Raw genomic sequence first — 24,019 nt, 5'->3', positions numbered from 1 at the left:
CGTATGATGAAAGTTGAGTGCACCCGGCTCCCTTCCGGGTTGACGGTGGTAACCGAGCACATGCCGCATCTCGAAAGTGTGGCGCTCGGCGTGTGGATCAAGTCCGGTTCGCGCAATGAAACTCTCGGCGAACATGGCATTGCCCATCTGCTGGAGCACATGGCTTTCAAGGGCACCGCGCGGCGCACCGCCCGCCAGATTGCCGAAGAGATCGAAAACGTCGGTGGAGAGGTCAATGCTGCGACCTCCACCGAAACGACCTCCTATTATGCCAGGGTTCTCAAGGACCACGTGCCGCTTGCTGTCGATATTCTCGCCGACATTCTGACCGAGTCCAGCTTCGACGAGGAAGAACTGCGCCGCGAGAAGCACGTGATCCTGCAGGAGATCGGCGCTGCCGACGACACACCCGACGATGTCGTCTTCGACCGCTTCGCCGAGACCGCCTATCGCAATCAGACCGTCGGCCGGCCGATCCTCGGCACGCCGGACACGGTCATGTCGTTCTCCGCCGACCAGATCCGGCACTATCTCGGCCGCAACTACACGACCGACCGCATGTTCGTGGTCGCCGCCGGCGCCGTCGAACACGAATCCTTTGTTCGCCAGGTCGAAGAACGCTTCTCGTCATTGCCGCGCACACCGATCGCAACGCCCGTGCTCGAGACTGCCCTCTACACCGGCGGCGAGAGCCGCGAAACCCGCGACCTGATGGACGCGCAGGTGCTGCTCGGCTTTGAAGGCAAGGCCTACCACGCGCGCGACTTCTATTGCTCGCAGATCCTCGCCAACATTCTCGGCGGCGGCATGTCCTCGCGCCTCTTCCAGGAAGTGCGCGAGCATCGTGGCCTCTGTTATTCGGTCTATGCCTTCCACTGGGGTTTCTCCGACACCGGCATCTTCGGCGTGCATGCTGCGACCGGCGGCGAGAACCTGCCGGAGCTGATGCCGGTCATCGTCGATGAACTGCGCAAATCCTCGATGAACATCGAGCAGCAGGAAATCGAGCGCGCCCGTGCCCAGATCCGCGCACAGCTTTTGATGGGTCAGGAAAGCCCGGCGGCCCGTGCCGGCCAGATCGCCCGTCAGATGATGCTCTACGGTCGCCCGATCCCGAATGAAGAACTGATGGAGCGCCTCTCCGGCATCACCATCGAACGCCTGACCGACCTTGCCGGTCGGCTGTTCTTCGACACCACGCCGACGCTTTCGGCGATCGGCCCGCTGGAACAACTTGCCCCGATGGGCGACATCCTGTCGTCACTGACCGGCAAGGCCGCCGTCCCGCACGCCGTCGCAAGCTAAGCCGAAGGCTGAACGGCCGGGCTCCATTTCATCAAAACGATGAAGCGATCCCGGCCTCCCAAACATTGCGCAATTTCGCGCGGAAGGCGCTTTCAAGCGTCGCCTGGAAACTGCGTTCGGCCAGCCGGCGCGCCACGGATGATGACCGCATGTCCGAATGGTGAAGTCTTTGCGACTTTTCGCAAAATCGGATTCGATTTGCGCGCAAAGTTGTGCAACGTTTCGATTTGTGACGGCGCAAAGACGTGCCGTCGGGCGGATGGTACAAGGTCCTCGCGCGTAAACGGAACGGCCTCGGAGGCAGCTATGACACGATCGGTTTTTCGGTTCCTGTCGCGGCAGCCGGAGACGGTCGAAATCGCCGACCAGAATTACCTGCTCCGCCTCCCCCGCTATTCCGATTATCGCCAGTGGTATCAGCTCAGAAGCGACAGCCGCGCCTTCCTGGAGCCGTGGGAGCCGACCTGGCGCACCGACGAAATGACCGAAAGCGCCTTCCGCGGCCGGGTCGTCCGCAACGAGCAGGAATATGCCTCCGGCCAGGCGGTACCGCTCTTCCTTTTCCACAAGCCAGGCGAGGTCCTGCTCGGCGGACTGACGATCGGCCACATTCGCCGCGGCGCCGGGCAAAACTGCATGATCGGCTACTGGATGGGCGCGCGCCACGCGGGCAAAGGCCACATGTTTGCGGCCCTCAGGCTCGCGATCCCCTACATCTTTTCGACCCTTGAGTTGCACCGTATTGAAGCAGCCTGTATTCCGGACAACTCAAGAAGCATCCGGCTCCTTGAAAAGGCCGGTTTTGAGCGTGAAGGCTATTTAAGACAGTACTTGAGAATCAACGGCCAGTGGCGAGACCATCTGCTCTTTTCTCTCCTGTCCGACGATGCCCTACCGAACAGGAATATGCCCCTTTGATGCCTCTAGCCCGCTCGCCCTTCGCCTGGTCAGCCTCCAAGCTGGCAGCGTTTCTGATAACGCTCACGACGATTTTCTGTGCGCTCGGCGGCGCGGCCCAGGCTTTGGAGCCGGTCAAGATTTCGCGCGAAGACACGGCGCTCGACCTGACGGCAACGACCGAAATCTACAGCGGCCGCAACGAAGCCTTTCAGGTTTCGACAGCACCCGGAACCGACGGCATCGTGCGCCGCATCGAAGTGCGCTCCAACAGTGCGGACCATCAGGGCGACTGGGCTGTGTTCGCGCTCGCCAACGTTTCGGCCGAACCGCTCGACCGCGTGATCGTCGCACCGCATTTCCGACTGGTGAATTCCAAGCTCTTCTGGCCGGACCTCGGCTCCAAGCGCATTCTTTCGATCACGCCAAGCGAAGGCTCCGCGCTCAGCCGCGAACCGAGCGACGAGGCGGACGTTTTCCGCATCACGCTGGCGCCGGGCGTCATCATCACCTTCGTCGCCGAACTGGCAACACCGGAACTGCCGCAGATCTATCTCTGGGAGCCGGACTCCTACAAGGACACGGTCAACGCCTTCACGCTCTATCGCGGCATCGTGCTCGGCATTGCCGGCCTGCTTGCGGTGTTCCTGACCATCCTTTTCGTCGTCAAGGGAACCTCGATGCTGCCGGCAACGGCAGCCCTTGCCTGGGCCGTTCTCGCCTATATCTGCGTCGACTTCGGCTTCTTGTCGAAGCTCATCAGCGTGACGGCGGGGGACGAGCGAATATGGCGCGCGGGCACAGAGGTCTTCCTTGCGGCCGGCCTCGTGATCTTCCTGTTCACCTACCTCAATCTCAACCGCTGGCACCAGCATCTCGGCTATGCGACGCTCGCCTGGATCCTCGGCCTCGGCCTGCTCTTCGGCGTCGCCGTCTACGACCCAGCGATCGCATCCGGCATCGCCCGCCTCTCCTTCGCGCTGACCGGCACGGTCGGCATCGTCCTGATCGCCTATCTCGGCTTCAACCGCTACGACCGCGCGATCCTTCTCGTTCCCGCCTGGCTGCTGATCCTCGTCTGGCTCTTCGGCGCCTGGCTGACGGTCACCGGCCAGCTCGCCAACGACATCGTGCAGCCGGCGCTCGGCGGTGGTCTCGTGCTGATCGTACTGTTGATCGGCTTTACCGTCATGCAGCACGCGGTCGCCGGCAGCGGCTACCAGCAGGGCCTGTTCTCCGATCTCGAGCGCCAGTCGCTGGCGCTCACCGGCTCCGGCGACACCGTCTGGGACTGGGACGTCGCCCGCGACCGGGTGGTGACGATGCCCGATATCTCGACGCAGCTCGGCCTGTCGCTCGGCAGCATGCACGGCCCCTTGCGCAACTGGCTTCCGCGGCTTCACCCTGACGATCGCGACCGCTTCCGCGCCACGCTCGACGTGTTGCTGGAACGCCGCCGCGGCAAGCTGAACCATGAATTCCGCGTACGCGCCGAGGACGGCCACTATCACTGGCTCTCGATCCGTGCCCGGCCGGTGCTTGGTGCCAACGGCGAAATCATCCGCTGCGTCGGCACGATCATCGACATTACCGAACAGCGCAACTCGGTCGAACGGCTGCTGCACAACGCCCTGCTCGACAATCTGACCGGGCTTCCGAACCGTCAGGTCTTCCTCGACCGGCTGCAGGCCATGCTCTTGATGGCCGACGGCAGCAACTCGGTCCGCCCGACGGTGCTTGCGATCGACATCGACCGCTACAAGCAGGTCAACGATCTCTTGGGCATTGCCGCCGGCGATAACATCCTCATCGCGCTGACGCGACGCCTGCGCCGGCTGCTGCGCCCGCAGGACACGCTGGCTCGCCTCGGTGGCGACCAGTTCGGCCTGATCCTGATGTCCGAGCGCGATCCGGCCAAAGTCGCCGATTTCGCCGATGCGGTGAGCAAGGCGATCATGGTGCCCCTCAACTACGGCAACCGCGAAATCAACCTGACCGCATCGATCGGGCTCGTCTCCTGGCTCGACCAGGAACAGAGTGCGACCGGCCTTCTCGACGACGCAGAGCTCGCGATGTTCCGGGCCAAGAAGGAAGGCGGCAACCGCGTCGAGCCTTTCCGCCCGGCCTTCCGCACCTCCGGCTCGGACCGCATGCAGCTTGAAGCCGATCTCAAGAAGGCAATCGAGCGCAAGGAACTTTCTCTCGTCTACCAGCCGATCGTGCGATTGAACGATGCCGAGATCGCCGGCTTCGAGGCCCTGATGCGCTGGGATCACCCCAAGCGTGGCAACATCTCGCCGACCGAGTTCATCCCGATCGCCGAGAATTCCGACCTCATCAACCAGCTCGGCATGTTCGCCTTCGACCGGGCGACCAGCGACCTGACGGAATGGCAGCTGCAGACCGGCGATCTGCCGATCTTCGTCTCGATCAACCTTTCGAGCGCGCAGCTTCTCAACAATGAGCTTTATGACGACGTCCGTGCCATTCTCACCAAGAACCGCTGCGACCCGGGCAAGGTGAAGATGGAGCTGACTGAATCGCTGGTAATGGAAAATCCGGAGCAGGCCCGTCTCGTACTCGAAAAGCTGAAGGAAGCCGGTCTCAAGCTGGCACTCGACGACTTCGGCACAGGCCACTCGTCGCTCTCCTACCTCACCCGCTTCCCCTTCGACACGATCAAGATCGACAAGGCGCTGGTGCGCGACCCAAGCGACAAGCGCGGCATCCTCTTGCGCTCCGTCATCACGATGGCGCGCGAGCTCGACATGCAGGTGGTGGCCGAGGGCATCGAATCCGAGGACGACGCAATCCAGCTGTCGCAGATGGGCTGCGACTATGGGCAGAGCTTCCTCTTCGGTCCGCCGATCGGTTCGGAATCGATCCAGCGCCTGCTGAAGGAACGCTTTCCACTGATGAAGCGGGCGTAATCGCCAAGGCGACGCCGCTCAGCGCGCAGACCAACGTCTCCAGGCCCGTCGGTTACAATCCGACGGGCTTTTCATTTCTGCATCAAGGATCTGGGAAAGGTCGGTCAGCCGCCAATCAGGCGTGGCCGGCATCCATGGAGAGCATCGCGGCCGAAACACCCATCAGCGCCAGCGCCCGATCGTATTTGTCGTCGAGCGCCTTGTCGAAGATCAGTTCATCGCGCGCCGGGCATGTGAGCCAGCCATTCTGGGTGATTTCCGATTCGAGCTGGCCCGGTCCCCACCCGGCGTAGCCGAGCATCATTGTCGCGCGCACAGGCCCCTCCCCGCGCGAAATGGCGCGGACGATGTCGAGCGTCGCCGTCAGGCAGATATCGTCGCTGACGGGAATGCTGGAATCGCTCAGATAATCGTCGGAATGCAGCACGAAGCCGCGCCCGGTCTCGACCGGACCGCCCGCCTGAATCTGGAAATCCCGTGTTACCTGCGGGAGTCGGATCGCCTCGTCCTCATCGAGAAGATCGAGGTGAAGCAGCACGTCGGGGAAGGTCAGTTGCTGAGGCCGGTTGAGAATGAAGCCCATGGCGCCATCGTCCGAATGGGCGCAGATGAAGATGACCGTGCGAGCGAAATTGGCGTCAAACATCCCGGGCATGGCGATCAGGAACTGACCGTCAAGAAAGCCTCGCTCGCGTCTCTTTTGCGCCATCGGAGTAGCCATCATGCGAACAGCCTATCAATTCGCCGCGAAATGAAAAGCGCCTCAGCGTCGCGGCCCATAATTATTGCACGCACGGCGTTCACTTCGCCGTGTCCGATCAAGCAATTATGATCGTTGCGTCCGTCGCAGCGTCTGGAGCGGTTTTGGCAAAAGCGATATTGCTTGCCGTATGATCCAGTGCTTCACCCACCAGAAAATGGCCCAGTTCATCGGCGCGGCAAGCCTTGCCGGCTGTTTTTTTCTCCCCTTCGGCGCCAACGCGGCCACCAGCGAGTGGGTCACCTCCCCCGGCGGCATGATCCGTCTGGTCGCCGCCCAGCCCAAAGAGGATGGCACGATCCCGGCGACGCTGGAGGTCAAGCTCAACCCTGGCTGGAAGACCTATTGGCGCGAGCCGGGTGCAAGCGGCATTCCCCCGCAGGTGACGCTCGACCCGGCAGGCGACGTGGAGCTGGAAAAGATCGGCTTCCCGGTGCCCAAGACGTTCGACGACGGCGTCGTGCGCTACATCGGCTATGACAGGCCGGTCGCCTTTCCGCTGACCTTGAAGCGCGTCCACGGCAGCGGCGACGTTACCATTCGCGCCTCCGTGTTCCTCGGCATCTGCGAGGACATCTGCATCCCCATTCAGGGCGAGCTAACGCTCGCCATCAAGCAAGGCGGCTTCGACAATCCGCTCGACGGCGCGCGGATCGACGATGCCGTTGCCGCGTTGCCGGAGGCGCCGTCGGCTGATTTCTCGGTGACGGCGAGCCGCTACGATGCCGACAAGGCGCTGATGCATCTGTCGGTTCGCCTGCCCGCCGACGACAAGGATCCGGAACTCTTTCTCGCCGGACCTTCAGGCATTTCGTTCGGCAAGCCTGAGATCCTGCCTGCAGGCGACAGGGCGTTAAACGCAGCCGTTCCGGTGAGGCTCACGGGCAAGGACAGGGAACTCAAAGGCAAGCCGATCGTTTTGACTGTGCGCGCCCAGGGCCGCAGCATGGAGACGACCCTTGCCTTTGATTAGGGCGCATCTATAGTCCGCCGAGTTCTCCGACGAGTGCGGAGAACCGAGACGCAAGCAACGCAAGGAGAGCGCCGTGACCATTGCCGTCGGAGACAAGCTGCCAGCCGCAACCTTCAAGGAAAAGACCGCCGACGGTCCCGTCGAGGTCACCACCGATCAGCTCTTTGCCGGCAAGCGCGTCGTGCTCTTTGCCGTTCCCGGCGCGTTCACGCCCACCTGCTCGCTCAACCACCTGCCCGGCTATCTCGAAAACCGCGACGCGATCCTTGCCCGCGGTGTCGACGACATCGCCGTGGTCTCGGTCAACGACCTGCATGTGATGGGTGCCTGGGCGACCACGTCGGGCGGCATGGGCAAGATTCACTTCCTCTCGGACTGGAACGCCGCCTTCACCAAGGCGCTCGGTATGGACATCGACCTGTCGGCCGGCACGCTCGGTGTGCGCTCCAAGCGCTATTCGATGCTCGTCGAGGACGGCGTGGTGAAGTCGCTCAATCTCGAAGAAAGCCCTGGCCAGGCGACCGTTTCGGGCGCCGCCGCCATGCTCGAGCAGCTCTGAGCGCAGAAGCGAGTGCAAATGAAAAACGGGCCTCTACGGCCCGTTTTTTTCATTTCACGAGAAGTGAGTCCGAACGACGCCCCTTCTTGTAGGGTTCCATGCCCTTGCGGGCGAGCTCGTCGGCGCGTTCGTTTTCCGGATGACCGGCATGGCCCTTGACCCAGTGCCATGTCACCTTGTGGCGGCGATTGGCTTCGTCGAGCCGCTGCCAGAGCTCGCCGTTTTTCACCGGCTTCTTGTCCGCAGTCTTCCAGCCGTTCTTCTTCCAGCCGTGGATCCACTTGGAGATGCCGTCCATCACATATTTGCTGTCGGTGTAGAGATCGACCTCGCAGGCGCTCTTCAGGGCGTCGAGCGCCGAGATTGCCGCCAGCAGCTCCATGCGGTTGTTGGTGGTCTCGGCCTCGCCGCCGGACAGCTCCTTTTCCACCTCGCCATAGCGCAGCACAGCGCCCCAGCCGCCCGGCCCCGGATTGCCCGAGCAGGCACCGTCGGTAAAGATATCGACATGTTTCATGCCTGACCCCCGTCCCGGCGCAGGCCATATTCGGCGCTGGACGTAATCGCCCGGTGGAACCGGATCTTCGTCAGATATTCGAGCGGATCTTTCTTGACCACCAACGCGCCCGCGGGCGTCATCAGCCAGTCGTAGAGGCGCGTCAGGAAGAAGCGCAGCGCCGAGCCGCGGCAAAGCAGCGGCAGGGCGTCGACCTCGGCGGGCGTCAGCTTGCGCACGCTCTCGTAGCCCGAAAGCATCGCCATGCCCTTGGTGATGTTGTAGGAGCCGTTCTTCTCGAAGCACCAGGAATTGAGGCAGACGGCGACGTCATAGGCGAGATAGTCGTTGCAGGCGAAGTAGAAGTCGATCAGCCCGGAGAGCTGGTCGCCGAGGAAGAAGACGTTGTCCGGAAAGAGATCGGCGTGGATGACGCCTTCCGGCAGCGATTTCGGCCAATGGCGCTCCAGATGTTCGAGCTCCGCCGATATCTCGTCCTTGAGACCTGCCTGAACCTCATCGGCGCGCGCTTCGGAATTGACCCAGAGCGGCCGCCAGCCGCCGACGGAGAGCGCATTGGTGCGCTTCAGCGCAAAGCCTTCGCCGGCGACGTGCATGGCCGCCAGCGCCTTGCCCACTTCGTGGCAGTGCTTGGCTTCAGGCTTTCTCAGCCACATGCCCTCGAGGAAGGAGATGACGGCGGCAGGGCGGCCGGAGAGCTCACCGAGTAGCTCGCCATCGGCGCGCGGCAGCGGCAGCGGGCAGGACAACCCACGTTCGGCCAGATGATGCATGAGGCCCAGGAAGAACGGCAGGTCGCCGGCATTCACGCGCTTTTCGTAGAGCGTGAGGATGTAGGAGCCTTTGGTCGTGTGCAGCAGGAAATTGGAGTTCTCGACACCCTCGGCGATCCCCTTGTAGGAGGTCAGCTGGCCGACGTCATAAGCGGTGAGAAAACGGGCGAGATCATCTTCCGTAATATCGGTGTAAACGGCCAAGGGTGTCCACTCTCAAGAAAATGCGGGCAGGGAATGCGGCTTATTCGCCGTTGACGAAGGCCATGTCGGCAGCCGTCAGCGGCACGTGGCGGATCTCGCGGTTTACGAGGAAGTTCTCGTTCTCCTCGACCGTATCGGCAAGTTCCACCGAAGCGTCGTAGCGTTCGCGAAACGCCTCGATGATCTCGTTGACGATTACTTCCGGCGCAGACGCGCCGGCCGACAGGCCGACCGTAGAGATATCGCCGATTTCGTCCCAGTCGATTTCCGACGCCCGCTGGACCAGCACTGATTTTTTCGCGCCGGCCCGAAGGGCCACCTCGACAAGCCGCTTGGAATTGGACGAGTTGGGCGCGCCGACGACCAGGAACAGGTCGCAGCCGGGTGCTGCCTGCTTCACCGCCTCCTGGCGATTGGTGGTGGCGTAGCAAATCGAATCGGCGGCGGGCGCCGTCAGGTTCGGGAAGCGCTCGTGCAGCCGCTTGATGACGCCGGCGGTGTCGTCGACCGACAGTGTCGTCTGGGTGACGAAACCAAGATTGTCCGGGTCCGGCGGCTGATAGACGTCGGCGTCCTCGACGGTCTCGACCAGCGATACCGTGCCTTCAGGCAATTGGCCCATAGTGCCGATCACTTCCGGATGGCCGGCATGGCCGATCAGGACCACATGGCGGCCGAGGCGGTTGTGGCGCATCGCCTGCTTGTGGACTTTCGAGACCAGCGGACAGGTGGCGTCGAGATAGAAAAGGTTGCGGGCATCCGCGTCGGCGGGCACCGATTTCGGCACGCCGTGCGCCGAAAAGACGACCGGTTGCTTGCGGTGCTCCGGCGGGATCTCGTCGAGCTCTTCAACGAAGATTGCGCCCTTGGCTTCGAGGCCTTCGACGACGTAGCGATTGTGGACGATCTCATGGCGGACATAGACCGGTGCGCCGAATTCCTTCAGCGCCAGGACGACGATCTGGATCGCGCGGTCGACGCCGGCGCAAAAGCCGCGCGGGCCGCAAAGGCGGATGGTGATCGGGGATTTTTCTGCCGCTGATGATGCCATGGATCAGGATGCCATTAGTAGGAAAACGAGCGCTGCGATCGCCGGGCCGCCCTGGATGAGGAGGATGCGCGGCTTGACCGACCACGCGCCATATATAGCGGCAACGACCACGCACACAAGGAAGAACACCTTCAGCTGAAAGGCAAAGGCGGCTTCCGCCTGGATCAACGACCAGAACAGACCGGCGGCAAGAAAGCCGTTGTAGAGCCCCTGGTTGGCCGCGAGCACCCGTGTCGCCTCGGCCTGCTCGGCCGTCATGCGGAACACGGCCCTTCCCTTCGGCCCGGTCCACAGGAACATTTCCAGCACCAGAAAACCGATATGCAGCAAGCCGGTCAAAGCAATCAATGTGTTTGCAATGATCGTCATAATTGCTCCCACCGCCGTTCGTCCCACACGGTTAGCATGACGGCAAACGCGAGACTATCGCCCGCGCCGCATAGCATAGATGCCGCTGACCAACACCAGAGCCGCTGCCAGCCCATACCAGGTCAGCGCATATTGCAGGTGGTTGTTGGGCAGGTCGAACTGGGTGACACCGCCAATCGGCAGACCGCCCGGATTGGGCGTCGCATCGGCATCGACGAACAGCGGCACGACCTTGTCGGCGGGAAGGCCGACCGAAGACGCCATCGTGTCGAGATCCTTCCAGTAGAAGATGTTCTTGGCGAGGTCGTTGTCGGGAACGAGCGACGACGGCTTTCCGTCAAGCTTCGGCCTTGCAAGACCATGAACGCCTACGAAGGCGGGAAGCTCGCCGGCAAGCCGGGTCGATGCATCCTTCTGCTCGAAAGGCACGAAACCGCGATTGACGAAGAGAAAACGGTCGTCGTCCAGCCGTAGCGGCGTGAAGACGTAATAGCCGGTGCGGCCATTGAACGTCGCGAAGAAATGCCGCTCCTTGGTGTGGTCGAACCCACCGGTCACCGAAACCGTGCGGTAGTCGATGTCGCCACCATCAGCGAGGATCTTCTCGATCTCGGCAAGCGTCGCCGGCGGCGCAGACCTGCGCTCGGCCATGGCTGAAAGCAAGCTTTCCTTCCAGTGTAGCCGCTGCATCTGCCAGGTACCGAGAGAGACAAGAATGGCAAATGTCGCGACGAGCAGCAGCAACGTGCCGATGCGGCCGATCAGGCCACGCTTTTTGCTGGTCGCGATCTCAGCCACGGTCGATCTCGCCGGGACGCGCATTGTTGCGATATTGCAGGTTGATCAGGATACCCTTCAGCATCCGCGTCAGGCCGAGGCTGAAAATCACCGCAAGCGGGATCCACAAGATGAAATGCAGCCAGAGCGGCGGGTTGAAGTTGACCTCCGCCCAGAGCGCCGCGCCGACGACAATGAAGCCGACGATCAGGATCACGAAGACCACGGGACCGTCGCCGGCATCGGCGAACTTGTAGTCGAGATCACAGCTTGCGCAGGCGGGCTTGACCTTCAGAAACCCGTCGAAAAGCTTGCCCTGGCCGCAGCGCGGGCAAAGCCCCTTGATCCCGGTCATCACCGGGTCAACCGGCGGGAAATGTGCCTTGTCTTCACTCACGGCTTGATCTCGATTGGCGTGTTGTTGGGAACCATGGCCCAGATTTCTTCCATTTCGGCATTGGTAACGGCAATGCAGCCATTCGTCCAATCGAAGCGCTGCGTCAAAAAGGCCAGCCAGCCGAAATAATTGGGCTGGCCATGGATCATGATCATGCCGCCCGGATCGACACCGTTCGCGGCAGCGGCAGAGACATCGGCCAGCGCCGGATAAGAGACGTGGATGGACTTGTAGTAACCGCTGCCGGGATTGCGCCAGTCGAGAGAATAGAGCCCTTCCGGCGTCCGCTGGTCTCCCTCCTGACGCTTGTGACCGATGGGGTTGCCGCCGAGGGCAACCGTGTATTCACGGATCACCTGGTCACCTTGCAAGAGCTGCAACAGCCGCCGCTCCTTGTGCACGACAACCCTGTCCGCGCTATCGGCCGCCGCAGCGGGAAAACCGCCGGATACCACTAGCGTCGCAGCCACCAAGGCCAACCTCATTTCCGTCTCCCCTCAAGCCGATCTGCGGGCACACCACCAAAAGAACAAGGCGGCTGCATGACTGCAACCGCCTTGTTCCTTGACTTAGATGCTCGCGCTATCAGCCGTGCGCGATCGGCGCGCCCCAGCTTCCCCAGATGTAGATGGAGAAGAACAGGAACAGCCAGACGACGTCAACGAAGTGCCAGTACCAGGCGGCCGCTTCGAAGCCGAAGTGCTGCTTCGGTGTGAAGTCACCACGCAGTGCGCGGAACAGGCAGACGAGCAGGAAGATCGTGCCGACCAGAACGTGGAAGCCGTGGAAACCGGTCGCCATGAAGAAGGTCGCGCCGTAGATCGAGTCCTTGAAGGCGAAGGGAGCGTGGGCGTATTCGTACGCCTGGACGAAGGAGAACAGCACGCCGAGCACGACCGTCAGCGTCAGGCCGTTGATCAGGCCCTTGCGGTCATTGTGCAGCAGCGCGTGATGCGCCCAGGTCACCGTCGTGCCCGACAAAAGCAGGATGACGGTGTTGTAGAGCGGCAAGTGCCACGGATCGAGCACTTCGATGCCCTTCGGCGGCCAGACGCCACCGGTGAAGGTAGCGCGGGTTGCCTGGATGGCTTCACCCGGGAACAGGCTCGCATCGAAGAAGGCCCAGAACCAGGCCGCGAAGAACATCACTTCAGAAGCGATGAACATGAGCATGCCGTAGCGCAGATGCAGCGAAACGACGCGGGTGTGGTGGCCCTCGTGCGCTTCCTTCACCGTGTCCGACCACCAGCCGTACATGGTGTAGAGCACGATGATGAGGCCTGCGAGCAGGATCCAGACGTTGGCAAGCTCGAGGCCGAAGATCTTCAGCGAGCTACCCGACAGGTAACGCATGTAGCAGATGCCGCCGAACGCCATGACAAAGGCGCCGATGGAAGCAAGCAGCGGCCAGGGGCTCGGGTCGATGATGTGGTAGTCGTGATTCTTCTGATGCGCACCGGCCATGTCAGTAATCCCCGATATGTCTCTCTCTTGTCGCCCTTCCGGCATAGCCGAAAAGGACCTCCAGTCAAAGTTTGTTCTGTTCCGTCTTCACCTGTGCGACCGGTTTCGACGGTTCGCGCGGATAGAAGGTGTAGGAAAGGGTCAGCGTCTTGATGTCCTTGGTCTCCACCGCCTTGACCATGTCCGGATCGACGAAGAATACCACCGGCATCTCCATCTCCTCTCCCGGCTGCAGGGTCGTCTCGGTGAAGCAGAAGCACTGGACCTTGTTGAAATAGGCGCCCGCCTGCATCGGCGTGACGTTGAAGGTCGCCTGGCCCGTCGTCGGCTTCGACGACAGGTTCTTTGCCTTATACATCACCTGCACCGTTTCACCGATGCGGATGTCGATGTCGCGCTGGACCGGCTTGAACTCCCAGGGCAGGCCGCCCGAAGTGTTCGCGTCAAAGGTGACCTTGACCTTCTCGTCGAGGATGACGTCCGACGCCTGCTCGACGCGCTGCGTCGTGCCGTTATAGCCGGTGACGCGGCAGAACATGTCGTAAAGCGGTACAGCCGCATAGGCCATGCCCACCATGCCGCCAACGAAGGCGAGGCAAGTGCCGACGACGACGCGGTTGGAGCGCTGCGAGCTTGTGGTCTGCGGTGATTTCGTCATGCCATTTCGCCTCAGTTGACCATGCCGTTGCCGAACTTGATCAGCGTGACGATGTAGAAGAGGACGACGAGGCCGAAGAGCACGAAGCCGAGCGCGATGTTGCGGCCGCAGCGCGATTTCTTCTGGGCATCAGTGAGCTTGACGGTTTCCATCAGGCAATACTCCCGGCATTCAGCCAGATATTGACGATCAGGTGATCCGCCATCAGGGCGGAGAAGATCACGAACAGATACATGATCGAGAAGGCAAAGAGCTTCTTGGCCGGCAGCATGCGCTCATCTGATTCCGGCATGCGCAGCACGCCGATCGAGTACCATACGAAGCCAAGGCCGAGGGCCGCTGCGACTGCGCCGTAACCAATGCTCGCAAAACCGAGCAAGGTGGGACAGATGCCGATAAGTGCGGTCAGAACGGCGTAGATGACGATCTGCTTCTTGGTGGTCGCCTGGCCGCAGACATTTGGCATCATCGGTACGCCGACAGCGCCGTAGTCGCCCATCTTGAAGAGGGCGAGCGCCCAGAAATGCGCCGGGGTCCATAGGAAGGTGATCAGGAAAAGCACGATGCTCTCCACCGACACGGCGCCGGTCACGCAGGCCCAGCCGATCATCGGCGGGAAAGCGCCGGCAGCACCGCCGATGACGATGTTCTGCGGCGTCGAGCGCTTCAGCCACATCGTGTAGATGACCACGTAGAAGAAGATGGTGAATGCGAGCAACCCGGCTGCGAGCCAATTGACGGCGAGCCCGAGGATGATCACGGAAAAAGCAGACAGCGTCAGGCCGAATGCCAGCGCTTCCTGCGGCAGGATCTTGCCTGCCGGGATCGGGCGCTTGGCGGTACGGGTCATGACCGCGTCGATGTCGGCGTCATACCACATGTTCAGCGCGCCCGAGGCGCCAGCGCCGACGGCGATGCAGAGGATGGCGATGAAACCGATGAAAGGATTGATGTGTCCTGGTGCCAGCACCAGCCCGGCGAATGCCGTGAAGACGACCAGGGACATGACACGCGGCTTCAAAAGCTCGAAGTAATCGCGCGCAGAGGCTTCGGACAGGCGCGGTACGCCTTCCATGCCGACTGCTTCGTGATTGTCGATGACCGTCATGTCCTGTCCCTGCAAAAGTCCCGGCCGCAAGGGCCGTGTGTCGCCGGTTGCCCGGCGGGGTGAAGCCGCCGGAACCGGCGGCTTCTGTTCTTTGCCCGTCACTTGATGCGCGGGAGCTGTTCCCACTGGTGGAACGGCGGCGGCGAAGACAGCTGCCATTCCAGAGTGTTCGCGCCCTCGCCCCACGGGTTGTCGCCAGCGACGCGCTTCTTGGCGAAGGCTTCGAAGACGCCGAAGAGGAAGATCAGGACGCCGACGGCTGCGATGTAGGAGCCGTAGGACGAAACCATGTTCCAGCCGGCATAGGCATCCGGATAGTCGATGTAACGGCGCGGCATGCCTGCGAGGCCGAGGAAGTGCTGCGGGAAGAAGATCAGGTTCACGCCGATGAACATGACCCAGAAGTGCAGCTTGCCGACGAACTCGGAGTACATGTAGCCGGTCATCTTCGGGAACCAGTAGTACCAGGCAGCAAAGATTGCGAAGACGGCGCCGAGCGACAGAACGTAGTGGAAGTGAGCAACCACGTAGTAGGTGTCGTGCAGCGAGCGGTCGAGGCCGGCGTTGGCGAGCTGAACGCCCGTGACGCCACCGACGGTGAACAGGAAGATGAAGCCGATCGCCCAGACCATCGGGGTCGTGAAGCGGATCGAACCACCCCACATCGTCGCGATCCACGAGAAGATCTTAACGCCCGTCGGAACAGCGATGACCATCGTCGCGAAGACGAAGTAGCGCTGCGTGTCGAGCGACATGCCGACGGTGTACATGTGGTGTGCCCACACGATGAAGCCGACGGCGCCGATCGCGACCATGGCGTAGGCCATGCCGAGGTAGCCGAAGATCGGCTTGCGCGAGAAAGTGGAAACGATGTGGCTGACGATGCCGAAGCCCGGCAGGATCAGGATGTAGACTTCCGGGTGACCGAAGAACCAGAACAGGTGCTGGAACAGGATCGGGTCGCCGCCGCCTTCAGGCGCGAAGAAGGCCGTGCCGAAGTTGCGGTCGGTAAGCAGCATGGTGATGCCGCCTGCCAGAACCGGCAGCGAGAGCAGAAGCAGGAAGGCGGTGATCAGAACCGACCAGGCAAAGAGCGGCATCTTGTGCAGCGTCATGCCCGGAGCGCGCATGTTCAGGATCGTGGTGATGAAGTTGATCGCACCGAGGATCGAGGACGCGCCGGCAATGTGCAGGCCGAGGATGACGAAGTCCATCGCCGGTCCTGGCATGCCCGATGTCGAGAATGGCGGATAGATCGTCCACCCTCCCCCTGCGCCGTAGGCACCAGCCGGGCCTTCGACGAACATCGAAAGCAGCACGAGCAGGAAGGCAGGAATGATCAGCCAGAAGGAGATGTTGTTCATGCGCGGGAACGCCATGTCCGGCGCACCGATCATGATCGGAACCATCCAGTTGGCGAAGCCACCGATCAGCGCCGGCATGACCATGAAGAAGATCATGATGAGCGCGTGCGCGGTCGTGAACACGTTGAACATGTGCTTGCCGCCATCGATGGCAGCATCGCCCTCGAAGCCGTAAACCATCTGCGCCAGGCCGTGGAAGATCTGGATGCCTGGCTCCTGGAGCTCGGCGCGCATGAAGATGGACAGCGTGCCGCCGATGATGCCCGCGAAAATCGCGAAGATCAGGTAGAGCGTGCCGATGTCCTTGTGGTTGGTCGACAGGAACCAGCGCTGGAAGAAGCTCAAAGGCTTATGCGCATGGTCTGCGTGGCCATGATCGGAGTGATCATGGCGTTGGTCGTGATGAACGGCTGTTCCAGCCATGGGTCGAGCTCCCCTTCCGATTACTGTGCGGCGTTAGCGGCGACGTCGACGGTCTTGGCCGAGTCGATGGACGCCATGAGCGCCTTGTTCGCATCGCCAACATTCGTTGCGGCGGCTGCGAGCCAGGTGTCGTATTTTTCCTGCGAAACCACGCGGATGGCGATCGGCATGTAAGCGTGGTCCTTACCGCAGAGCTCGGAACACTGGCCGTAGTAGAGACCTTCGCGCTCGGCCTTGAACCAGGTTTCGTTCAGGCGACCGGGAACGGCGTCGATCTTCACGCCAAAGGCAGGCATTGCAAAAGCGTGGATCACGTCAGCAGCGGTGACGAGAACACGAACCGTCTTGCCGACCGGCACGACGACTTCGTTGTCGACGGCGAGCAGGCGCGGATATTCTTTCTTGTCTTCCTTGCCGAGCGTCGCGCGATCTTCTTCCTTCATCATGATGCTGTCGAAGGTGAGCGGGCTTTCGCCGACTTCATACTCGTAGGACCAGTACCACTGGTTGCCGGTCGCCTTGAGCGTCAGGTCCGGATTGGCCGGCGGCGTCAGCTGCGCGGTCAGGAGCTGGAAGGACGGAATGGCGAGGAAGAGAAGGATGACGACCGGACCGACGGTCCAGACGACTTCGATCGCGGTGTTGTGGCTGGTCTTGGACGGAACCGGGTTCGCGCTTTCGCGGAACTTGATCACAACGATGATCAAAAGGAGGAGAACGAAGAGAGTAATCGGAATGATGAACCACAGGGTATAATGTTCAAACCACGTGATTTCTTCCATGATGCCCGTAGCGGCCGTCTGAAAATTCGTCTGCCATTCGACAGGCTTGTCAGCAAAGGCGCTCGAAGCAAAAAGCAGACAGGCAAGCGCTGCCAGAACTGCATAAGCCTTGTTTTTCACAATGTGTCTCCCCAATGCGCTTGATCAGGATCAAACCGGAACGCAGAATCCCTGCGATACTGCTGCGCTTCAAACCACAGTTTGTCCGATGCCGCAACATCTGACCAATCAACCCCATGCGGCATTTTTGCACAAACGCAGCTTTTCACACAGGCACCCCTCGAAACCCGTGGCGAAACCACCTATAGGGGCTCTTCTGCGCGCTTGGCGATCCGATTGCACAGCGCTTTGACGGCGGCGCGCCGGATAGGGCGCCCAACCCGCCCAATTTCCGCCATATGGCGCTGGAATGTGCCCCGCAGGGCTTTTCATTTATTCCTGCGCGCTTCAAGAATAGCCCTGATGATTCGACGTTTTGAGGTTTACATGGGCCTGCCCCTCTTTTCCCGACTGTCGGCCTTCGCCGCCTTCGGCCTTGCCGTTCTCGCTCTCCCGGCTCAAAGCCTGGCCCAGCAGCCCGCCGGAACACCCGGCACGGTCAAGTCCAACCATGGCGCATGGTCGATCGTCTGCGATCAGCCGCCGGGCGCCTCCGCTGACCAGTGCGCGCTGATGCAAAACGTCATCGCCGAAGACCGGCCCGAAGTTGGCCTGTCGGTGGTCGTTTTGAAGACTGCGGATCGCAAGGCCAAGATCCTGCGCGTACTCGCTCCGCTCGGCGTGCTTCTGCCGAACGGCCTCGGCCTGAACGTCGACGGCAAGGATATCGGCCGCGCCTATTTCGTGCGTTGCTTCTCCGACGGCTGCTACGCAGAAGTGGTGCTCGAGGACGAACTATTGAAGACCTTCCGTTCCGGTGCGACCGCGACCTTCATCGTCTTCCAGTCGCCCGAAGAAGGCATCGGCATCCCTGTCGACCTCAAGGGCTTCGGCGAAGGCTACGACGCGTTGCCCTGAACGGCGACAAATTCAAAGACAAACAAAGAGCCGCGCTTCGAGCGCGGCTTTTTTGTTGGCTGCCGCCGAGCATAAAAGACAAGGCCCGGATCGATGATCCGGGCCTGATGCATGCGAGAGCGACGCGTCTTTAGATGATGTCGGTCCCGACGATCTTGATGCCGAAGCCTTCGAGGCCGACATAGTGGCGTTCACGCGAAGCGAGCAGCCTGATGGAGCTGATGCCGAGATCCTTCAGGATCTGCGCGCCGAGGCCGATTTCCAGCCACTCGTTTTCGCGCGCCTGCGCCTCGTCGTGCGCTTCGCGCTCGTGCTTGCCCTTGCGCGCCGTCTGCGACACGCCGACGCCGACCGAGCCTTCGCGCAGATAGACGATGACCCCCCTGCCCTCATCGGCAATGCGCTTCATGATGCGGTCGATCTGGCAGTCCCTGCCGAAGACGTCGGCGCCGACATTTTCGAGATGCAGGCGAACCGGGATATCGACGCCGTCACGGATGTCGCCAAAGACGACGGCGAGATGCTGCATCGGATCCCAGGGCAGAGAATAGGAATGTCCCTTGGCCGGACCATAGGGCGTCTCGATATCGAAGGAGCCGCCATGCTCGATCAGCGTTTCCTTGCGCTGACGATAGGCGATGAGATCGGCGACCGAAACCTGCTTCAGGCCATGGGTGTCGGCGAAGCTCGCCACCTGCGGCCCACGCATGACGGTGCCGTCGTCATTGACGAGTTCGCAGATGACGCCGATCGGCGGCAGGCTGGCGAGCCTGCAGAGGTCGACGGCAGCTTCCGTATGGCCGGAGCGCATGAGAACGCCGCCTTCGCGCGCGACCAGCGGGAAAATGTGGCCGGGGCGAACGAAGTCCGTCGGCCCGACATTGGGATTGGCGAGGTTGCGTACCGTCAGCGTGCGGTCGTCGGCGGAAATGCCCGTCGTCGTGCCGTGCTTGAAGTCGACCGAGACTGTGAAGGCGGTGGTGTGCGCGGAATCGTTTTCCGCCACCATGGCGTTGAGGTTCAGGCGCTTGGCCTCCTCGCGCGGCATCGGCGTGCAGACGATGCCCGAGGTGTGGCGCACGATGAAGGCCATCTTTTCCGGCGTGCAATGCACCGCCGCGACGATCAGGTCGCCCTCGTTCTCGCGGCCGTCGTCATCGGTGACGACGACGATTTCGCCGGCCTCGAAGGCGCGAATGGCATCGACGACACGCTTCTGATCATAGGACATGGTGTTCTTCCCGAATTGTCTGGGCCGGTTGAAGCCGAATTACTTGAGGCGGCCGGTCTGGCCGCGGTCACGCAGGTAGTGATCGGCGATCGTGCAGGCAAGCATCGCCTCGCCGATCGGCACGGCGCGGATGCCGACGCACGGATCGTGGCGACCCTTGGTACGCACATCGACCTCGTTGCCGTCGCTGTCGACCGAGCGTCGCTCGGTGAGGATCGACGAGGTCGGCTTGATGGCGAAACGCGCGATCACCGGCTCGCCGGTGGCGATGCCACCAAGAATACCGCCAGCATGGTTCGACAGGAAGACCGGCTTGCCGTCAGCGCCGATGCGCATTTCGTCGGCGTTTTCCTCGCCGGTGATTTCGGCCGCACCGAAACCGTTGCCGATCTCGACACCCTTGACGGCGTTGATCGACATCAGGTTCGAGGCGATGTCCTGGTCAAGCTTGGCATAGATCGGCGCACCGATGCCGGCGGGCACGCCCTCGGCAACCACTTCGACGACGGCGCCGATCGAGGATCCGGACTTGCGGATGCTATCGAGATATTCTTCCCAGACCGGCACGATCTCCGGATCCGGTGCGAAGAAGGGGTTGTTGTCGACCTCGGTCCAATCCCAGTTGGCGCGGTTGATCTTGTGTTTGCCGATCTGCACGAGCGCGCCGCGCACGACGAGACCCGGCACGACCTTGCGGGCGACACCACCGGCAGCGACGCGCGCCGCGGTCTCGCGCGCCGAGGAACGGCCGCCACCGCGATAATCGCGGATGCCGTATTTCAGATCGTAGGTGTAATCGGCGTGGCCCGGGCGATAGCGCTTGGCGATCTCGGAATAGTCCTTCGAGCGCTGGTCGGTGTTTTCGATCAGCATCGAGATCGGCGTTCCGGTCGAGATCATCGTCTCGCCGTCCTCGTCGAACATGACGCCGGAGAGAACCTTGACCAGATCGTCCTCGCGGCGCTGTGTCACGAAGCGCGACTGGCCGGGTTTGCGCTTGTCGAGCCAGACCTGGAGTTCGGCGAGCGTGAAACGGATGCCGGGCGGGCAGCCGTCGATGACGCAGCCGAGCGCCGGCCCGTGGCTTTCGCCCCAGGTGGTAACGCGGAAGAGATGACCGAAAGTGTTATGCGACATGAAGGCAACCGACCCTAAGCAAGCAACGGCCGTACGTTTTGTACGCGGATGCCTTCTCTTAGTGGAAAGCCGGAGATGGGGAAAGGCTTTTGCGACCCGACGCGACCTCCTTCATCACGACGCCAGGCGCAAGCCGCGTTCGGTTGCAAAGGCGAGAAACTTCTCCGCGCTCAACGGCCGGGCAAATGCGTAGCCCTGCAGCACATCACAGCCCAGAATGCCGAGCATTTCGGCATGCGCCATGGTTTCCACGCCCTCGGCCACGGTCTCGATATTGAGCGAGCGGGCAATCTCGATAATCGAGCGCACCAACGCCTGCTCCCTGCGGGCGCTCAAAACCGGAACGACGAGCTGGCGGTCGATCTTCAACCGCTTCGGCTTGATCTTCAAAAGGCTGACGATCGAGGTATGGCCGGTGCCGAAATCGTCGAGTTCGATATCGATCCCGAGCTTCTTGATGCCCTCGATGTTGGCGGCGACGATATCGTCGCTTTCGTCGAGGAAGATCGACTCCACCAGTTCGAAACAGATCTGTCCGGGCGTGATGCTCATGCCTTCAAGCGAGGACAGCAGGTCGTCGTCCTGCAGCCGCTTGGCCGAAACATTGACCGAGATCTTGGGAACCCGAATGCCGGCCGCTGCCCATCGCATCTGATCGGTGAGAGATTTCTCCAGAACGAGACGGTCGAGCATCGCCGTCACGTTGAGTTCGTCGGCGATGCCGAGAAAACGATCCGGCGTCAATATGCCCTCGCGCGGATGCCTCCAGCGCACCAGTGCCTCGACGCCGCAAAGCGCGAGCGTCGTCGCATCGAACTGCGGTTGATACCAGGGTTCGAATTCGTCGCGCTCGATGCCTTCCAAAATCTCGTCGGCAATGCGCTTGGCGGTCACCACTTCCGCCTGCAGCACCTCGGTGAAGAACTGGTAGCGGTTCCGGCCCGCCTCCTTGGCGCGATAGAGCGCGATATCGGCGTTAACAAGCAGCTTGCGCGCGTCGATGTCGGCGCCATGCCCGACTGCCACGCCGATGCTGACACCAAAACGGCAGGGAAATCCGTTGTAGTCGACCGGCTGCCGCATCGCGGCAATGATCCGGTCGCAACGGGCAGCAAGCGTCGCCTCGCCCTGTTCGCCGGTAACGGCGACAACGAACTCGTCGCCACCGATGCGGGCAATGATGTCGCCCGACGATGTGTTCGCCCGCAGGATCTCCGAGGCATGGATCAGCATGGCGTCGCCGGCTGCGTGACCCAGGGTGTCGTTGATCTGCTTGAACCGGTCGAGATCGATATGAAGGATGGCGATGTCCTCACGGTCGCTGCCGGCGTCCAGGGTCAGTCGCTCCAGCGCCTTGTCGAGCATGCGGCGGTTGCCGAGCCCTGTCAGCGGGTCATGCAGTGCGTTGTGCTCGATGCGAACCCGGGCCTGCTCCAGCTCGGCGTTCTTTGCGTCCGCCATGGCCTTGGCCGCGCGCAACTGTTCCGTCATCAGCACGTCGTCGGTAACATCGAGCGCCATGCCGACGAATTTCCGTGCACCGTCCGGGGCGACGTGCAGCTTGCCGACCGAGCGGATGTGGCGAACCGTTCCGGCCGACAATATCACCCGCACCTGATGCACATAGGTTTCGTCCGCTTCGATGGCGCGATTGACCGCGTTGAGCGCCGGCTGCCGGTCATCGGGGTGCAGCGCTTGAAGCCATGTCTGCTCGTTGGTGGCGCCGTCGGTATAGACCAGCCCGTAGAGCTGATGCATGCGCTCGTCCCAATAGGCGACGTTGTTGTCGAGATCGGCCTCCCACATGCCGCAGCGATAGGAATCAAGAGCGAGGTCGAGACGTCGTGACAGGAGTTCTAGATCCTGTTCACGCTCGTAGAGACCCTTCAGCGCCTGCTCGAGCTCAAGGTTCTGCTGGTCGACCTGTGCCTTGGCCGCACTCAGCCGCTCGTTCTTCAGCACATCGTCGCTGACATCCCAGCTGATACCGGTGACCTTGGCGCGGCCATCGGCGCCGCGGTGGCTGGATCCGACATTGCGGATGTGGCGCACCGTACCGTCGTGCAGAATGACACGATACTGCGATCGGTACTCGAGGCCGTCATCGAGACTACGGAACAGCGCATTGGCGGCAATACCTATGTCGTCGGGATGCACGGTCGCGCGCCACTCGTCGTACGTGGGCTCGTCCAGATGCACCTCCAGTCCATGCAGGTGGAACATCCGGTCGTCCCAGGAACGCTGCTGGCTCTCTACGTCGATTTCCCAGATACCGATCTTCGACGCGTCGAGCGCGAGGTTCAGGCGGTGAGACAGCGTCATCACCTCCCCTTCCCGCGCCTTCAGCTTGGCGATGTTGCGCTGTCGCTCGTTGACGAGGCCGCCAGCCAGGAGGATCGGGATAACCACCACCGTGACGGCGACGGCGATCGCCAATTGGATGAAGATGCTGTTTTCGGGAAGCTGCTGCCATCCGCCGACGGGCATGGCCGCCAGCTCCCACACGCCGCCTGCTAGCTCCAACCGGCGGTTGACCGGCGCAGCGCGAAAAAGAGCGTCGTCGCCATAGAACGCATCCTGTATGCGGTCCGGCTCGGAAATATCGCGGATCGCCAGGTGAACGTCGACATGGCGGTGGTCCCGCGCCAGTTCCGGCGCCTCGCCGCCCGACTCGAGCAGGCGCGCGGCGCGGTACAGCGCCTTCTCGTCGAGTATGGCCTCGACGTAGCCCCAACGCTCCATGCGTCCCTGGATCTTGGAAAAGACTGGCAGGAACAGCTCGAAACCATTGCGACCGCTTGGCAACCGGATCGGGCCGATCATCACCGGCCTAACCGTCGAGGACGCGCGCTCGATGGCATGTCTTGTCGCGCCGAATCGGTTGAAGTCGCTGCCGACGAACCATTGCTGGCTCTCGCGCGGAAAGGCGATCCGCACGACGCCACCGGGCGCTGCCGAGGCGCGCACCATTTGCGGATTCTGCAGGAGGAGCTTCGTCGCCATGACGGTGAAATCGTCTGTTGTCATGGCCGGATGCACGCCGATGCTGTTGGCAAAACCGTTCAGCGCGGCAATGCTGGTGTTAACCTCCGATTGCAGGCGGTTGGCAATGAGGTTCAGTTCGTTCTCGACGTCGATCCTGAGGTCGTTCTGGAAGTTTTCACGGTTTTGCCGCTCATAGACATGCCCGCCCGTAAACACGACGAGGCCCGCGATCGCCGCCGGAATGAGCGAGGGTTTCGCAAATCTGGCGGCGGCCCGAATGCGCTGGCGCAGAACATCAATGATCTTCAATCTCTTCCCCTCGATCCCCAACCAAAGGT

At 61.9% G+C, this 24,019-nt stretch carries 23 protein-coding genes; 6 read left to right on the top strand and 17 right to left on the bottom strand.

Translation table 11 applies throughout. From position 1 onward, the window contains the following. Positions 1–3 precede the first annotated feature (3 nt). The 3 genes from FA04_RS02775 (at position 4) to FA04_RS02765 (ending at position 5,132) form a co-directional block, all read left to right on the top strand. Entirely contained in the window at positions 4–1,305 is a 1,302-nt protein-coding gene (locus FA04_RS02775) for a M16 family metallopeptidase (protein WP_034801274.1), read from the top strand. A 306-nt stretch (positions 1,306–1,611) separates the two neighbouring features. Continuing rightward, positions 1,612–2,223, top strand: coding sequence for a GNAT family N-acetyltransferase (locus FA04_RS02770; RefSeq protein ID WP_034801272.1), 612 nt, complete (start codon positions 1,612–1,614; stop codon positions 2,221–2,223). Further along, positions 2,223–5,132: an EAL domain-containing protein gene (locus FA04_RS02765; RefSeq protein ID WP_034801269.1), complete on the top strand. Its 2,910-nt coding sequence runs from the start codon at positions 2,223–2,225 to the stop codon at positions 5,130–5,132. Before FA04_RS02770 ends, FA04_RS02765 begins: the two co-directional genes overlap by 1 nt. 115 nt (positions 5,133–5,247) lie before the next feature. Here FA04_RS02765 and FA04_RS02760 read toward each other — a convergent pair whose 3' ends face one another. Next, positions 5,248–5,853: a YqgE/AlgH family protein gene (locus tag FA04_RS02760; protein WP_034801471.1), complete on the bottom strand. Its 606-nt coding sequence runs from the start codon at positions 5,851–5,853 to the stop codon at positions 5,248–5,250. Positions 5,854–6,022: 169 nt separating this feature from the next. Between FA04_RS02760 and FA04_RS02755 the strand changes: the two genes are divergently transcribed. Continuing rightward, on the top strand, positions 6,023–6,865 hold the full coding sequence (locus tag FA04_RS02755; RefSeq protein ID WP_034801258.1) for a protein-disulfide reductase DsbD domain-containing protein: 843 nt from the start codon (positions 6,023–6,025) through the stop codon (positions 6,863–6,865). A 73-nt stretch (positions 6,866–6,938) separates the two neighbouring features. After that, the gene (locus tag FA04_RS02750; protein ID WP_034801256.1) at positions 6,939–7,424 is read left to right on the top strand and encodes a peroxiredoxin; all 486 of its coding nucleotides are present in this window, start codon (positions 6,939–6,941) and stop codon (positions 7,422–7,424) included. 49 nt (positions 7,425–7,473) lie between these two features. On the opposite strand, the gene rnhA is transcribed toward FA04_RS02750, so the two are convergent. From rnhA to coxB, 13 genes are all read right to left on the bottom strand, one after another. Then, on the bottom strand, positions 7,474–7,941 hold the full coding sequence (gene rnhA / locus FA04_RS02745) for a ribonuclease HI (protein WP_034801253.1): 468 nt from the start codon (positions 7,939–7,941) through the stop codon (positions 7,474–7,476). Beyond that, positions 7,938–8,918 carry a homoserine kinase gene (locus FA04_RS02740; RefSeq protein WP_034801252.1) on the bottom strand — a complete coding sequence of 327 codons (981 nt, stop codon included), beginning with the start codon at positions 8,916–8,918 and terminating at the stop codon, positions 7,938–7,940. The genes rnhA and FA04_RS02740 overlap by 4 nt, the downstream gene beginning before the upstream one ends. A 40-nt stretch (positions 8,919–8,958) precedes the next feature. Next, a complete protein-coding gene (ispH, locus tag FA04_RS02735) occupies positions 8,959–9,969 on the bottom strand; it encodes a 4-hydroxy-3-methylbut-2-enyl diphosphate reductase (protein ID WP_034801247.1) in 1,011 nt (336 codons plus the stop codon). A gap of 3 nt (positions 9,970–9,972) precedes the next feature. Beyond that, positions 9,973–10,338: a DUF1304 domain-containing protein gene (locus tag FA04_RS02730; protein WP_034801245.1), complete on the bottom strand. Its 366-nt coding sequence runs from the start codon at positions 10,336–10,338 to the stop codon at positions 9,973–9,975. A gap of 54 nt (positions 10,339–10,392) precedes the next feature. After that, positions 10,393–11,160 (bottom strand): SURF1 family protein, encoded by a 768-nt coding sequence (locus FA04_RS02725; protein ID WP_034801243.1) that lies wholly within the window; start codon positions 11,158–11,160, stop codon positions 10,393–10,395. Then, positions 11,129–11,512 carry a DUF983 domain-containing protein gene (locus tag FA04_RS02720; protein WP_034801241.1) on the bottom strand — a complete coding sequence of 128 codons (384 nt, stop codon included), beginning with the start codon at positions 11,510–11,512 and terminating at the stop codon, positions 11,129–11,131. The genes FA04_RS02725 and FA04_RS02720 overlap by 32 nt, the downstream gene beginning before the upstream one ends. Continuing rightward, the gene (locus tag FA04_RS02715; protein ID WP_034801239.1) at positions 11,509–11,997 is read right to left on the bottom strand and encodes a L,D-transpeptidase family protein; all 489 of its coding nucleotides are present in this window, start codon (positions 11,995–11,997) and stop codon (positions 11,509–11,511) included. The genes FA04_RS02720 and FA04_RS02715 overlap by 4 nt, the downstream gene beginning before the upstream one ends. A 100-nt stretch (positions 11,998–12,097) precedes the next feature. Beyond that, the gene (locus FA04_RS02710) at positions 12,098–12,976 is read right to left on the bottom strand and encodes a cytochrome c oxidase subunit 3 (RefSeq protein WP_034801236.1); all 879 of its coding nucleotides are present in this window, start codon (positions 12,974–12,976) and stop codon (positions 12,098–12,100) included. A gap of 64 nt (positions 12,977–13,040) precedes the next feature. Then, positions 13,041–13,634 carry a cytochrome c oxidase assembly protein gene (locus FA04_RS02705; protein WP_034801235.1) on the bottom strand — a complete coding sequence of 198 codons (594 nt, stop codon included), beginning with the start codon at positions 13,632–13,634 and terminating at the stop codon, positions 13,041–13,043. Positions 13,635–13,645: 11 nt separating this feature from the next. Continuing rightward, a complete protein-coding gene (locus FA04_RS34970; protein ID WP_034801226.1) occupies positions 13,646–13,786 on the bottom strand; it encodes a hypothetical protein in 141 nt (46 codons plus the stop codon). Continuing rightward, entirely contained in the window at positions 13,786–14,742 is a 957-nt protein-coding gene (locus FA04_RS02700) for a heme o synthase (RefSeq protein WP_034801469.1), read from the bottom strand. Before FA04_RS02700 ends, FA04_RS34970 begins: the two co-directional genes overlap by 1 nt. A gap of 98 nt (positions 14,743–14,840) precedes the next feature. After that, positions 14,841–16,529: a cytochrome c oxidase subunit I gene (ctaD, locus tag FA04_RS02695; RefSeq protein ID WP_034801224.1), complete on the bottom strand. Its 1,689-nt coding sequence runs from the start codon at positions 16,527–16,529 to the stop codon at positions 14,841–14,843. 20 nt (positions 16,530–16,549) lie between these two features. Further along, a complete protein-coding gene (gene coxB, locus FA04_RS02690) occupies positions 16,550–17,431 on the bottom strand; it encodes a cytochrome c oxidase subunit II (RefSeq protein ID WP_034801222.1) in 882 nt (293 codons plus the stop codon). A 366-nt stretch (positions 17,432–17,797) separates the two neighbouring features. Here coxB and FA04_RS02685 point away from each other — a divergent pair, with 366 nt between their 5' ends. Next, positions 17,798–18,328: an invasion associated locus B family protein gene (locus FA04_RS02685; protein WP_034801218.1), complete on the top strand. Its 531-nt coding sequence runs from the start codon at positions 17,798–17,800 to the stop codon at positions 18,326–18,328. A 130-nt stretch (positions 18,329–18,458) separates the two neighbouring features. Here FA04_RS02685 and ribB read toward each other — a convergent pair whose 3' ends face one another. The 3 genes from ribB to FA04_RS02670 form a co-directional block, all read right to left on the bottom strand. Further along, complete coding sequence (gene ribB / locus FA04_RS02680) at positions 18,459–19,559, bottom strand: 3,4-dihydroxy-2-butanone-4-phosphate synthase (protein ID WP_034801216.1); 1,101 nt, start codon at positions 19,557–19,559, stop codon at positions 18,459–18,461. A 39-nt stretch (positions 19,560–19,598) separates the two neighbouring features. Beyond that, positions 19,599–20,696 (bottom strand): chorismate synthase, encoded by a 1,098-nt coding sequence (gene aroC, locus FA04_RS02675; RefSeq protein ID WP_034801213.1) that lies wholly within the window; start codon positions 20,694–20,696, stop codon positions 19,599–19,601. A gap of 114 nt (positions 20,697–20,810) precedes the next feature. After that, positions 20,811–23,990, bottom strand: coding sequence for a bifunctional diguanylate cyclase/phosphodiesterase (locus FA04_RS02670; RefSeq protein WP_051659576.1), 3,180 nt, complete (start codon positions 23,988–23,990; stop codon positions 20,811–20,813). Positions 23,991–24,019: the final 29 nt, after the last annotated feature.

The organism is Ensifer adhaerens (assembly GCF_000697965.2).
In the GTDB taxonomy this organism is placed as follows: Bacteria; Pseudomonadota; Alphaproteobacteria; order Rhizobiales; family Rhizobiaceae; genus Ensifer; species Ensifer adhaerens.
Note: the sequence above shows the minus strand (reverse complement) of the source record. Positions and strands in the feature narration are given on the sequence as shown.

Coding starts and splice junctions, on each gene's coding strand:
- FA04_RS02705 (WP_034801235.1), bottom strand. CDS start 13,634: ATGACGAAATCACCGCAGACCACAAGCTCGCAGCGCTCCAACCGCGTC.
- FA04_RS02730 (WP_034801245.1), bottom strand. CDS start 10,338: ATGACGATCATTGCAAACACATTGATTGCTTTGACCGGCTTGCTGCAT.
- FA04_RS02725 (WP_034801243.1), bottom strand. CDS start 11,160: ATGCGCGTCCCGGCGAGATCGACCGTGGCTGAGATCGCGACCAGCAAA.
- ispH (WP_034801247.1), bottom strand. CDS start 9,969: ATGGCATCATCAGCGGCAGAAAAATCCCCGATCACCATCCGCCTTTGC.
- aroC (WP_034801213.1), bottom strand. CDS start 20,696: ATGTCGCATAACACTTTCGGTCATCTCTTCCGCGTTACCACCTGGGGC.
- FA04_RS02710 (WP_034801236.1), bottom strand. CDS start 12,976: ATGGCCGGTGCGCATCAGAAGAATCACGACTACCACATCATCGACCCG.
- ctaD (WP_034801224.1), bottom strand. CDS start 16,529: ATGGCTGGAACAGCCGTTCATCACGACCAACGCCATGATCACTCCGAT.
- FA04_RS02770 (WP_034801272.1), top strand. CDS start 1,612: ATGACACGATCGGTTTTTCGGTTCCTGTCGCGGCAGCCGGAGACGGTC.
- FA04_RS02765 (WP_034801269.1), top strand. CDS start 2,223: ATGCCTCTAGCCCGCTCGCCCTTCGCCTGGTCAGCCTCCAAGCTGGCA.
- FA04_RS02775 (WP_034801274.1), top strand. CDS start 4: ATGATGAAAGTTGAGTGCACCCGGCTCCCTTCCGGGTTGACGGTGGTA.
- FA04_RS34970 (WP_034801226.1), bottom strand. CDS start 13,786: ATGGAAACCGTCAAGCTCACTGATGCCCAGAAGAAATCGCGCTGCGGC.
- FA04_RS02760 (WP_034801471.1), bottom strand. CDS start 5,853: ATGGCTACTCCGATGGCGCAAAAGAGACGCGAGCGAGGCTTTCTTGAC.
- ribB (WP_034801216.1), bottom strand. CDS start 19,559: ATGTCCTATGATCAGAAGCGTGTCGTCGATGCCATTCGCGCCTTCGAG.
- rnhA (WP_034801253.1), bottom strand. CDS start 7,941: ATGAAACATGTCGATATCTTTACCGACGGTGCCTGCTCGGGCAATCCG.
- FA04_RS02700 (WP_034801469.1), bottom strand. CDS start 14,742: ATGACGGTCATCGACAATCACGAAGCAGTCGGCATGGAAGGCGTACCG.
- FA04_RS02715 (WP_034801239.1), bottom strand. CDS start 11,997: ATGAGGTTGGCCTTGGTGGCTGCGACGCTAGTGGTATCCGGCGGTTTT.
- FA04_RS02685 (WP_034801218.1), top strand. CDS start 17,798: ATGGGCCTGCCCCTCTTTTCCCGACTGTCGGCCTTCGCCGCCTTCGGC.
- FA04_RS02755 (WP_034801258.1), top strand. CDS start 6,023: ATGATCCAGTGCTTCACCCACCAGAAAATGGCCCAGTTCATCGGCGCG.